9 protein-coding genes are annotated in these 11,324 nt (G+C 62.8%); all 9 read right to left on the reverse strand.

Annotation, left to right across the window (positions count from 1 at the left end; all coding sequences use genetic code 11):
* Positions 1-19: 19 nt before the first annotated feature.
* The 9 genes from SB753_RS09085 to SB753_RS09125 all read right to left on the reverse strand — a co-directional run bounded on the left by SB753_RS09085 (position 20) and on the right by SB753_RS09125 (position 11,285).
* Complete coding sequence (locus SB753_RS09085; protein ID WP_288823917.1) at positions 20-1,213, reverse strand: polysaccharide biosynthesis/export family protein; 1,194 nt, start codon at positions 1,211-1,213, stop codon at positions 20-22.
* A 37-nt stretch (positions 1,214-1,250) separates the two neighbouring features.
* The gene (locus SB753_RS09090; RefSeq protein WP_020065740.1) at positions 1,251-2,204 is read right to left on the reverse strand and encodes a glycosyltransferase family 2 protein; all 954 of its coding nucleotides are present in this window, start codon (positions 2,202-2,204) and stop codon (positions 1,251-1,253) included.
* A 2-nt stretch (positions 2,205-2,206) separates the two neighbouring features.
* Positions 2,207-3,616 (reverse strand): undecaprenyl-phosphate glucose phosphotransferase, encoded by a 1,410-nt coding sequence (locus tag SB753_RS09095; RefSeq protein WP_410800013.1) that lies wholly within the window; start codon positions 3,614-3,616, stop codon positions 2,207-2,209.
* Between the two features lie 36 nt (positions 3,617-3,652).
* A complete protein-coding gene (locus SB753_RS09100) occupies positions 3,653-4,387 on the reverse strand; it encodes a Crp/Fnr family transcriptional regulator (RefSeq protein WP_006048767.1) in 735 nt (244 codons plus the stop codon).
* Positions 4,388-5,010: 623 nt separating this feature from the next.
* Positions 5,011-7,596 carry a glycosyl hydrolase 2 galactose-binding domain-containing protein gene (locus tag SB753_RS09105; RefSeq protein ID WP_410800014.1) on the reverse strand — a complete coding sequence of 862 codons (2,586 nt, stop codon included), beginning with the start codon at positions 7,594-7,596 and terminating at the stop codon, positions 5,011-5,013.
* 41 nt (positions 7,597-7,637) lie between these two features.
* A complete protein-coding gene (locus tag SB753_RS09110; RefSeq protein WP_410800015.1) occupies positions 7,638-8,723 on the reverse strand; it encodes a DUF1839 family protein in 1,086 nt (361 codons plus the stop codon).
* A complete protein-coding gene (locus SB753_RS09115; protein WP_410800016.1) occupies positions 8,720-9,784 on the reverse strand; it encodes an amino acid--[acyl-carrier-protein] ligase in 1,065 nt (354 codons plus the stop codon). Before SB753_RS09115 ends, SB753_RS09110 begins: the two co-directional genes overlap by 4 nt.
* A complete protein-coding gene (locus SB753_RS09120; protein WP_410800017.1) occupies positions 9,784-11,040 on the reverse strand; it encodes an acyl-CoA dehydrogenase family protein in 1,257 nt (418 codons plus the stop codon). The genes SB753_RS09115 and SB753_RS09120 overlap by 1 nt, the downstream gene beginning before the upstream one ends.
* On the reverse strand, positions 11,037-11,285 hold the full coding sequence (locus tag SB753_RS09125) for an acyl carrier protein (protein ID WP_020065747.1): 249 nt from the start codon (positions 11,283-11,285) through the stop codon (positions 11,037-11,039). Before SB753_RS09125 ends, SB753_RS09120 begins: the two co-directional genes overlap by 4 nt.
* Between the last annotated feature and the right edge of the window lie 39 nt (positions 11,286-11,324).

The raw sequence follows: 11,324 nt of genomic DNA on the forward strand, positions 1-11,324 counted from the left end.
ATACTCCGTTGCAAGCAATTTATCTGGACAACTGGACGGTGTAGAACAGCGACTGGAGAGTCGGCGTGATCTGTTCGAGTGCGCGATTGAAGCGCGCGGCATTCGACACTTGCACGTACACCACATCCTTCGGTTGCAGATCGAACTTGGTCATTAGCATCAACGCGTCCACTTGCGTCATATCGAGTTGATAGACGTCCGGCGTCAGCGTTTTGTCGGCGCCACGCACCACATAGACGTAGCGCGGATCGCCGGTCTTCACATCGAGACTGCCTGCGCCGGTGAGGGCGTCGGCGAGCGTGAGACGGCCGCGGTTCATCGGCAGCGAAGTCGGCTTGTTGACTTCGCCGAGCACGAATACGCGGCTATTGGAGCGATCCGGCACATCGATGATGTCGCCGTCCTTCAGCAATACGTTCTGCTGCGGATCGCCGGTTTCGAGTAGCGCCGCTACGTCGACCGTATGGCGTTTGCCGTCGCGCGTGACGCCGACGTTTTGCAGATCGGCGTCGGGCAGCGCGCCTCCCGCGCGGTTGATCGCGTCGAGCACGGTGAGCGGCGCATCGGTGATTGCTTCGGACGCGGGCGTGCGCAGGTTGCCGGTCACCTGCACCGACTGACTGTTGAAGCCCGACACGCGCACGTCGAGTTGCGGGTCCCGAATCGTGCGCGCGAGACCTTTCGTCAGCGCTTCCTGAACCTGTTGCGCAGTCATGCCTTGCACCTTGATGCGGCCCACGCGCGGAAAGAAGATCGTGCCGTTGTTGGCGACACGCACCGTAAGACCGCCTTCGCCGCTGCTCATCGTGGTCGGCGCGATGGGCGTCGCGCCTTGCGTCTGTGTAGGGCCGGGCGAGGGCGCAGCGCTACCTCCGGGCAACGGCGGCGTGCCGGTTGCGAGGCCCACGCCGCCCGTCAGTTCAGGGTGATCCCAGACGATGATGGTCAGCTGGTCGCCTATCCCCAGCCGATACTCGTAAAGGCCGCGCGTTTGCGGTGTAAGGCACGTCAACGGGCAGACGGCGGGAACGGTGGCCGCGCGTTGCTCGCGGAAATAACCGACGTCGATTGCATGCACCGGAAACTTCTCGGCGGTCTGCTCGGGCGGTGCCGGCGGTTCCAGCCGTTTCGTGTCGAGGTATGGTCCGGGCGCCAGTGAACAGGCGCATAGAGATGCAGCCGCGAGCGTCGCGGCAATTGTTTTGATAGTCATTTTATGGTCCCTTCGCGTGTAGCCGGTACGTCGATGGTTAGCGCACCGCTTCCTGCCATGCCCCGCGCATTGCGCGTAAACCCACTCGCCATTTGCGAAGCGCAAGCGCCAGTCCGCCGCGCTCGAATGCCAGCGACAATGCACGCAGGAACCCCGGGTCCGCGCGATCGCCGATTAGCGTCGAATAAGCGACGAACGCCCATCGGCCAGGCGGCGTCAGGTGTTCGCACATGATGAGTCGGAGATTGAACGACGCGTTATAAAAGGCCGCGTCGTTAAATGTGAAGCGCTGATCTTCGTCGCCGCGTTGAGCGGGAAAATGTTCGACGAGCAGCGCCGGGTCGTAGACGAGCTTCCAGCCGCGCCGCCGCACGTCGAGGCTGAAGCCCATTTCGCAATGAACCTGCGCGCCGCTGCCCCGCAAGCGCGCGTCGAAGCGCAGTGTGCCGATCGCCTCGCGGCGAAACGCCATGTTCACGCCTTTGAGCACATGAACTTCGCGCGCCTGGCCGTGGCCGATGTGATGATTGCCGATCGTGCGGCCATACCATCGCACGATGCCCACGCACGGCTTCTGCCCCTGCAGGATGCCGTTGCGTTCATGCACGATGTCTCGCCCGCCGAGACCGCCCAGGCCCGGATCGCCCTGGAATGCGCGGGCGATTCGCGCGACCCAGTCGGAATGCGGAGCGGCGTCGTCGTCGGTAAAGCACAGCACGTCGCCACATGCGCTTTCGATGCCGAGGTTGTAGGCGGCCACCACACCCGGCTTATGCACGAGCACGACATAGCGGCGCGGATCGGGCCGGTTGGCTTCGCGTGTGCGGAGCCAGTCGAGCGTCGCATGGTCGTCGTGACGAGCGATGACGATCACCTCGTCGGGGCGGCGCTCCTGTGCGTCGAGCGCCGCGAGGCACCGCGCCAGATCGGCGGTGCGTCGATACGTCGGCACGATCACGGAGACTTTCACGAGCGGTTCACGTAGCGGCATGATCAGAATGCATTGCGGCCGACAAAGCCCTTGAAGATCGTGATGAAGACGATCTTCATGTCGAACCAGAACGACCAGTTGTGGATATAGAAGAGGTCGAACTTCACGCGCGCTTCCATCTTTTCCACTTTGCGTGTTGCGCCGCGATAGCCGTTCACCTGCGCCCAACCCGTGATGCCGGGCTTGATACGGTAGCGGTACATGTAGCCGTACACCTGGTCCTTGTAGAGATCGTCGTGCTCGATTGCGTGCGGACGCGGGCCGACCACCGACATCTGGCCGAGCAGCACGTTCAGGAACTGCGGCAGCTCGTCGAGGCTCGTGCGGCGCATGAAGCTGCCGAGCTTCGTCACTCGCGCGTCGTTGCGGAAGGCCTGGGTGAGCTCGCCATGCGCCTCCTGATGCACGGTCATCGAACGGAACTTGTAGATCGAGAACGTCTGGCCGTCTGCGCCCTTTCGGGTCTGGCGGAAGAACACCGGTCCTCGCGAAGTGAGCTTGATACCGACGGCAAGCACCAGGAAAACCGGCGCTAGCGCGATCAGCGCGGCCGCCGCGAAGAGGCGGTCGAAAATCAGCTTCGGCCACATCTGCGGCGGCGAGAACGGCGGCGCTCCGAGGTTCAGCGTGGGCAAGCCCACGACGTCGACGAGCGAGTGGTTGAAAAGCGAGAGGCTGCGTACATCGGGAATAAAGCGCAGATTCACGAAGTCGTTCCTGAACATGCGCTGGAAACGATAGATCATGCGTTCTTCTGATAAGGGTAATGCGAGCCACACTTCGTTCACGTTTTCGTCCCGCACTTTCGCGGCAAATGCGTTCAGGTCGGTCAGTACCGGCAGACGGTTCAGACGCGCGCCGTAACCGCCGGACGCTTCGATGCCCGCATGAATGCTGGTGTGAATGCTGCTGTCGAATACACAGACCGGCTTGAAGCCCGCTTGCGGCGCATGTTCCAGATGGGCGAGCAACGTGCGCGCAAACCCGGGGGCGCCGACGATTGCAACCGTGCGGAAATTCATGCCGCGGCGCCGTACACTGCGCAACGCCACGTGCACCCCGCATTTGGTCGCGATGATCAGCACGCCCGAAATCAGCGTCGAATAGGCGAGCCACAAACGCGACACTTCATCCATGCGATGCAGCGTGAACGCAAGCAGCAATGCACCGGCGACGACGGCGAGCCATGCAGCCGCGACTCTTGCGAGCATCGACATCAAAGGCTTGCCGCGCCATGTTTCGTACACGCCGAAGCCGGGAAACATCAGCAGCACCAGCACGCAGTTGAACGCGATCAGCAGGCGTTCTGTATCCGGCAATGCGGCGAGCGTCGAAAACCGCATCCAATGGGCGAGCAGGCCTCCCGCGATCACGAAGATTGCGTCGAGGCATCGCGCAGTATTCCTGAACATTATTGACTCTGCGAGGTAGTCGAACGGTGCGGTGTTTTATTCGACAGTCTCAGCCTGGCGCAGGCGCGGCAGAAGGCGGTCGAACTCGCGCTTGACGAGTCCGTAGCATTCGCACGCACGCGCTTCGAGTCCCTTGCGGTCGAGCACCTTGATATGCCCGCGGCTATGATGGATCAGGCCTTCGTCATGCAGCTTGCCGGCCGCTTCGGTGATGCCCTCGCGGCGCACGCCGAGCATGTCGGCGATCAACTGCTGCGTGACCGTCAGATCGTTCGACGCGACACGGTCTACTTCGATGAGAAGCCACCTGCACAGTTGCTTGTTCAATGCGTGATGACGGTTGCAGGCTGCCGTTTGCGCGACTTGCGTGAGAAGAGCGTGCATGTAGAGCAACATCAGCCGGCGCAGGAAATCGGAGCGTGCGAATTGCTGCTTCAGAGCTTGAGCGCTCATCCGGTATGCGAAGCCCGCGCATTGAACCTGCACGCGATTCGGCATGGTCTCGCCGCCCGTGAGCACCGGCACACCCGTCATGCCTTCGCGGCCGACGGCGGCGATTTCCACCGAGCTGCCGTCTTCCATTGTCGACAGCATCGAAATAATTGCGGTAGTGGGGAAGTACACATGGTGAATACGTTGGCCCGAATCGCAGAGCAGTTGCTCAGTGCGTAGATGAACCAGTTCGAGGTGCGGAGCAAGTGCTTGCCATTCGTGTGACGGCAATGCGCCGAGCAAATGGTTTCCATGCAGATCTGATTGAAGTGTCAACATGATCGGTCCTCGCGTGAAGGCGCGCGTGTTCGCGTCTTCCTGTTTTTGATCCGATTCCCGCATCCTTTTATAAGTCCGCTGCATTGCGCGCAGCGGAGGATGAATGGAACCGGCCCCGTATTTGCCTGATGCGCGACGCCGTTTTCGTTGCTCCCCAGCGGCGTCGCGGTGTCGCGTTCTTCTATTAGCGAGGACTGTGCCAACCATGGGGAAAAGCCTGACTGGTGCGACGCAGCGAGGACGTCAGTGTGGGTTGGCCCACCCAGATGCGGCTTTTTGTTTCAATTCTGTACATCGGTCATCCTGGAAGCCGGCGTCGTGAGCGCTGTTTTAATATGAGCCAAGTGCTTGATCCTATTGGATTCGCGCCCACAGGCAGGGGTATCGCGCAGCAATCGCCGGGGTGAACCGGGCCTTTCCAGGCACCGCTTCACGCGATGTCCGCGATGTGCCGGAATTGATTCAGATGTGTTCAACGCTTTGCGTTCGCTGGCGTACGGTTCGTCATTTGTGGTTTAGGGAGTCGCAAAAAAAACGACAGTGATGGGCCGCAGCAGACAAATGTATTCGCGCAGCGCGAGGTTTTACGCGGCTTGCGAAGGGATGAGCGGTAGAAGATACGTTTACCCGTAGAAGGCGGGGCTCGCCGCATTCAGTGCGAGCACTTCACCGGCGGGTGCCGCATTTGTTGCATCCGCTTTAAAGGCGACGTTCGATGCGCACGCAACCACTGCGCTTTGCGATGCGTTCGGCGCGAGCGGAATGAGCGGCACGATGCGAGGGCGGTTCGGCGCAAGATGAAACCAGTCGTGCGCGGCGCGGTATTTCGCGTCATTGATATGAACGAAGCGCGCGAAACGCTGTGCTTCTATTACCAGCTGCCAGCCGTCGCCTGCGCGCTCGACTTCGACGGTCAAGCCGAGTTCGTGACGCTCGCCAATGCGCCGCTCGGGTAAATGAAACGCTTCGGACAGAATCTTCCCGCTCGCCGCATCACGCAACGTCGCGATCGTGACGTCGTGCGCGCGCGGGCCGAAGCGGTAGGCATGCGTCAGATCAAAGAACTGATCGAGACACGCGGCGGCGGAGATGCCGGCGGTGGAACGCGGCGCGAGTTGCACCGCGCGGCTCGCCTGTGCAACTTTCACGCGGCCGTCGCGCAGACAGACGAGTTCGAGTTGCGCTGACAACGTTTGCGCGCGCTCATTGATCAGGTGGATATCGAGGCCGTTGAGGCCTTCGTCGGTGAGCAGCACCTGTATGGGTTGGAGCGTGTGAGCGAGGCCGTGTAAAGCGCTTTTAGGCCGTCCCGTGGCGTCGATCAGCCCCCAGCCCGCGCCCGGCCGCAAATCCTGAAGCTGCCAGACGAGTCCGCCGCCGCAGTCCGATCCGTTCCTGCGCCACTCGGTGAACACCTCGGCCATCAAGTCGGCCACCACTGCCCGCGACGCGTCCAGATAGCGCTGCGGGTCTTCGTATCTCAGACGCGCCGGCTCGACGCCATAAAGCGTCTGAAGATAGTGGTCGCGGACGTCGTCGAAATCCCATCCTGCGCCGGGATCGCGCGGCACTGCGGCTTTCCAGCGCGGATCGTGCGGATGGATCGTACCGAGCGCTTCATTCAAGGTGGCGTCGTCCGGCACGTTGGCAAAAGCCAGACATTCGGCAGCGAACCGCACGTGTGAGCGGCGCGCATCGTCGAGCGGCCGCTGGTACGCGCCCACGCCATAGTAGTGAGTGATGCCCTCATTAGTACAAAACGGCCACACGCCGATCGACGGCGAGTTGCTCACATAAGGCACGTCCGGCCGCTCACGAGCGGCGATAGCGGGCAATAGCTCGTCGAACACTGGTTGCACGCGCATCGAAGGCGGCAGCCCGAACATCGCGGCCTGCTGATCGGCCTCGCTGCCGCCGCACAACACCGCGAGCGACGCAAAGCGGCGCGTGCGGGCGAGAAACTGCGAGGCCTCGCATTCGATCGACGCGCGGAAAGCCGCGTCGTTCGGGTAGTCAAAATTCGCCAATGCGAAGTCCTGCCAGACGAGCACGCCATATTCGTCGGCGAGGGTATAGAAGAGGTCGGACTCGTAGACCATCGTGCCGCCCACGCGCAGCATATTCATGCCTGCGTCGCGGGCTAGTTCGAACGCGTGCCGGAGTTGCGCTTCGCTGCCGGCTAGCGTCGCAAGGTCGGCGCTCGTCCAGCACGCGCCACGGCAAAACACCGGCACGTCGTTGATATGCAGCGCGAAGCCCGTACCGTCAGCGCCGCGGTCCACGGCGATCTCGCGAAAGCCGATCGAGCCGAGCGGCAGCGGAATGTCCCCGCTGTCATCGAGGTGCAATAGAAGTGGATATAAAGTGGGCGCCCCGTGCGTGTGAGGCCACCAGCGTTCGACGCACGGCACCCGCACGCTGCCGGTCAGTGTGAAGGCGTCGCGCCATTGCAGCGACGAAACGTGGCCGCCGCAGCCGAGCGAAGCGTGGCACGCCGCGCGATCGTGCGGATGAACGAAACGTAGCGTTAGCGAAACAATACCGTCGTCGCCGTCAATCCGGCTCGAGACTTCGAAGCGGTCCACCGCGTTCCGTGCATCGCTCAGCATCTCGACCGGCCGCCACGGTCCAACCGCGTGTACAGAAGGGCACCAGCCCGGCATATGGCCAAGCAGCGTCGTGCGGACGTTGCGCAACGTGGGCGGCGAGACGAGCCGCGGCCGCCATCTTGCGCGCGAGCGTTTTGCCGCCAACGCTGGCGCTAAAGAGCGAAAGCATATGTCGAGTGTCGCGCTGCCGTTCAGTTCGACGTCGAGCTCGTGTGCGACGAACATCGAATCGGAGTCGAGGCGTCTGATGCCGTCGAGCCAGACTTCCGCGATGGTTGCGAGTCCATGCAGACGCAAGCGCCGTTTGCCCGTGCCGTTCAGCGTCACGCGATACCAGTGATCGTCGAAAGCGAGGGGTTCGGGATGCGCCACGTCGAAGAGACCCGCGGCTCGGCGCGCGCTCGCCACCGTGCCGGGAACTTGCGCCGCCAGCCAGCCGTGGTCCGGCAGATCCCCCGGCGACTCGCATGCTCCCGCCGGTGTACTGATGCATTGCCAGCCGGTGTCCAGTCGCTGCGGCCAGATATCGTCGGGCGCGACGGCGGTTAAGCCGCCTGTGTCATCGGATTCGGGCACCGGGTCGGTCGTCAGTGCATCCACGGCGGGTTCCTGATGAGTCCCCGGGGCTCGGGGCACATGCGTCACGACACGAGAGCGGCGAGCGGCGGCAGTGTCTGTTCGTAGGCGCTTTCGAGGACGTCGAAGCAGTCGTCGCACGCGTCGCGGCGTCCGCGCGCGATCGCTCGCACGAGCCGGAACTGCATGACCATCGACTCCGACGCGATACGTTGCGCGGCGGCGGGAATCGTCGCGGGAATCTCGAAGCCTTGCTCCGAGAGCCACAGCAGGTACTTCGAGAGAAACTCGAAGTTTGCACCGAGCTGCCGCATCAGATTGAACGAGTACGGATGAAAGAATGCTTCGCCGCGCGCCATCAGCGTATCGAGGTGGCCCGGGAATGCGGCACGCCATTCGGAGATCGGATTCGTCAAAGGCCGCCGGCTTAGATGCGCGCACAACAGTTCCGCCGACGCTTCCGCGAGCGCCGTGCCCTCCAGCGCGGGCCGCGCCTGCTTCGCGAATTCGACGTAGGGAAACAGCAGGTCGGGCTGCTGTGCGAATTGCGCCAGCTTGCGGAATACGCCGTCGTAGTCCTCGCCATCCAGCATGTGATAGCCGGTGTTGTGGAAATAGCCGAGACGGCGTGCGTCCGGGTCGATGAAGTCGATGCCTACCGTGGTCTTCGGATGCTCACGACGATACGACGTAGCCCGCGTGTTCGGCAGATAAAAGCCGTCTACTTCGACGAGCACGGTGTGGCCGCGCTGAGTCTGCGCGAGCACGCGTGCTTCGAGCGAGTCGTAGATCGCGAGCTCCTGCACCTGGGTGCCGTAGAGTCGCTCCAGGTCTTCGAGAGGAAACTTGAAGAACGTGAACTGATCGCCTTCGAAGTCCTGCGTGACGGTGAAGCCAAACGCCGCGCGCGGATCGAGACCGAAGCCGTGCAGCAATTCGATCCACAGATCCACATAGCAGTTGGTTTCCTGCCAGACGCGCTCGCCCTGATGCCATGCATGCGGCTCGTGCTGGCGCGCACGCGCTGCTTGCGCGTGGAGTGCGGCTGCTTGCGATGAAGCGTGCGCAGCGTCAGCAGTCGATGCGCGTTGCCGAGGCAACTGCGATGTAGAGAATGCGTTTCCCGGCAAGCGCCTCTGCGATGGACTCATGCGCCGTCTCCGGTGGCCGGTGCCGCAGCCAACGCCTGCATCTTTGCCATGCCGTGCGCGACGTGTGTTGCAGTGTCGCCCCATAGCAAAGCGCGCACGTCGTCGGGCCATGCTTTCACGTCCAGCCCGTGATGACGGAACAGCGCGAGCGTGATGCGCTCCATGCCGAAGCCGACGCAGCCGGTATGCGCGAGCGTGCCGTCTTCGCAGGCGATTTTCCAGATCTTGCCGAAGTGGTCCATGTGATAGTTGAACGACAGACACGCGGTTTTGCTGTCCGGGTTCGCTACAGGAATCAGCAGTTCGAACTTGAGCGCCTGGGCACGCTGACTATCGGCGACGATCTTCCCGCCGCGCCCGAAAAACGGGTCGTTGGCGAGGTCCACTTCGACGGGCAATTGCAACAGGGAGACGAGCAGCGAGCCGCGTTCAATCCACATCTGGCGGAATGCCATTACCTCATGCGCGTTGCCGAGCCGCACATATTCGCGCTGACGGAACATCTGCATGCGGCCGGGATCGAGAGAAGGCTCGTGACGGAAGCAATACGAGAGCACGTCGACGGTGCGTCCGCCCGCAGGCAGCGGGCCGCGCCGCGCCAGTACCGGATAGATCGGATAACAGGCGGCCGGCGTGAGCACCACGCGCGTGGGCTTTTGCTGCGCCATCCATTCGTCGCTGCGATTGTCGTCGCTCTCGCTCATTGCGTGATCGAGCGCCTGCAACAGGCGCCGGTGTCCCATGTCGTTGCCGCAAAACGAGTGGATCGTGCCGGCGAGGTCGGGGAAATTCTTCAGATACTCGCTGTCCTCGAAGTCTGTCCGGCGCATGGCGGGTGGAAAGCGCAATACTTCGGCATCCTGATCGGCTCCAAGATGCGTGATAGCCACATTCAGCCGATCGACGACATCCTCGAAAATCTGGCTGCGGCCATACAGTCCATTTTCACCGGTGTCGATCAACAGGCCCGCGGCCAGCAACTCGTCGCGAAAGGTGGGCGCAATGTGTTCGTCGCCATTCGTGGCGGTAGCGAGAGCAGCGGTATCGGTCATCGTATTCATCAGGCTCTCCCCGGCGCGGCAGGGCGCTGCGCGAGCAGCAGGCTCGCGGTGTTCTGCGCGATGCGGTCGTTATTGATCATGAGCGGTGCGGAGTAGAGATCGCGCAAATGGCGTCCCACGCTGTACGGCGTGCCGTTCTTGTATCCGGCCATGCCGCAGATCATCATCACTTCGTGCACGACGTCCAGTGCAATCGTCGAAATGCTGGTCTTCAGCGTGTTCATGTCAGACGCAAAGCCAAGCATCGCCGCGAGCGGCGCATCGGCTTGCGATTCATGAAGACGTGCGGCGTGCGCAGCACGCGCCGCGTCGAGTGCTACGGAAAGACGCGCCTGCATCATCTGCAGCAATCCGACAGCATGCGCGAGGCGCACGCCGGCTGGCGAATTCACGCCCGGCTTCGAACGAGCCTGTGCCCTGTAGAAGGCCTTCGCGCGATTCACTGCGTCGGCGGCCACACCCGTCCATACCGATGCCCACAGCGTGTGCGAGACCGGCAGCATGGTCTGGTCGGCGATCTCGGCGAAGGGCGTCGGCAGGATCTGCGCGGCAAGACCGGTGGCGACCAGTCTGAAGCCTTCGCTGCAGGTGCCGCGCATCCCCATCGAATCCCAGGCGCCGCGTTTTTCGAGCAGCGTTTGTTCGCGTAACGCGACGATCAGCACCTGGTCCGAGGCGGCCGACTCAGCCGTGCGGCGCGCGGTGACCAGAATGGCGTCGGCATGCGCGCCATATGAAATCGTCGGGGCGAGTTTTTCTATCGAAAAGCGCTCGCTGTCTGCCTCGACCGAGCAGGCGCTCGTGCGCATATTGCCGCCGATCGTTTCCTCAGACGTGGCCGATGCGAAAAGCCATTGCTGCTCGCAAAGTTGCGCGAGCAACTGCCGGTGCCATGGCGACTCGCTGCCGTGCTCGTCGATACAGGCGACCTGGATCTGATGCATCGCATAGATCATCGCGGTGGACGCGCAGCCCTGGGCAAGCGTTTCGCAGATTGCGCCGACGTCCGCAAGCGAGAGGCCCGCGCCGCCGTATGCCGCCGGCACCATCGCTGAAAGCAGGCGCTCGCGCTTGAGTGCCGCGAACGCTTCGGTGGGAAAGCGGGCCTCGCTGTCGACGGCGTCGGCGAACTGCGCGGCGACTGCCGCACAGCGTTGCGCCGCAGCGCGCCAGGCGGGTTCGGGCTCGATCGCCGTCAGAGCCGCGGGCGTGGTCGCGGCCGCCGAAGCAGCCGGATCCAGCAGTGGGGTGTTCATGCTGCTTTCGCCTGTTGCAGTTCGGTAACGGCGGCGGCCATCGAATCGATGCTCGAAAACAGCCGGCGCGTGAGCATGCGGTCTGGAATCTCGACGTCGAATTCATCCTCGATTGCGAGCATCAGGTGCACGGTCGCGAGGGAGGAGAGGCCTGCGGCATAGAGATCGGCATCGTCCGCGAGGCTCTCCGGCGATACGTCGAGGCGAGCGGATTCGGAAAGGATGCGTCGCAATGCGGTTTTCATGGTGGTGTACCCCTCAGTTGTGCAGCGGTCTCTTCGCGT

Origin of the sequence: Paraburkholderia sp. SIMBA_053 (genome assembly GCF_046534895.1) — a bacterium.
Lineage (GTDB): Bacteria > Pseudomonadota > Gammaproteobacteria > Burkholderiales > Burkholderiaceae > Paraburkholderia > Paraburkholderia caledonica.

What these genes read in the sequence shown, in the direction of transcription:
- SB753_RS09085 (WP_288823917.1), bottom strand. Translation starts at nt 1,213, where the DNA reads ATGACTATCAAAACAATTGCCGCGACGCTCGCGGCTGCATCTCTATGC.
- SB753_RS09090 (WP_020065740.1), bottom strand. Translation starts at nt 2,204, where the DNA reads ATGCCGCTACGTGAACCGCTCGTGAAAGTCTCCGTGATCGTGCCGACG.
- SB753_RS09095 (WP_410800013.1), bottom strand. Translation starts at nt 3,616, where the DNA reads ATGTTCAGGAATACTGCGCGATGCCTCGACGCAATCTTCGTGATCGCG.
- SB753_RS09100 (WP_006048767.1), bottom strand. Translation starts at nt 4,387, where the DNA reads ATGTTGACACTTCAATCAGATCTGCATGGAAACCATTTGCTCGGCGCA.
- SB753_RS09110 (WP_410800015.1), bottom strand. Translation starts at nt 8,723, where the DNA reads ATGAGTCCATCGCAGAGGCGCTTGCCGGGAAACGCATTCTCTACATCG.
- SB753_RS09115 (WP_410800016.1), bottom strand. Translation starts at nt 9,784, where the DNA reads ATGAATACGATGACCGATACCGCTGCTCTCGCTACCGCCACGAATGGC.
- SB753_RS09120 (WP_410800017.1), bottom strand. Translation starts at nt 11,040, where the DNA reads ATGAACACCCCACTGCTGGATCCGGCTGCTTCGGCGGCCGCGACCACG.
- SB753_RS09125 (WP_020065747.1), bottom strand. Translation starts at nt 11,285, where the DNA reads ATGAAAACCGCATTGCGACGCATCCTTTCCGAATCCGCTCGCCTCGAC.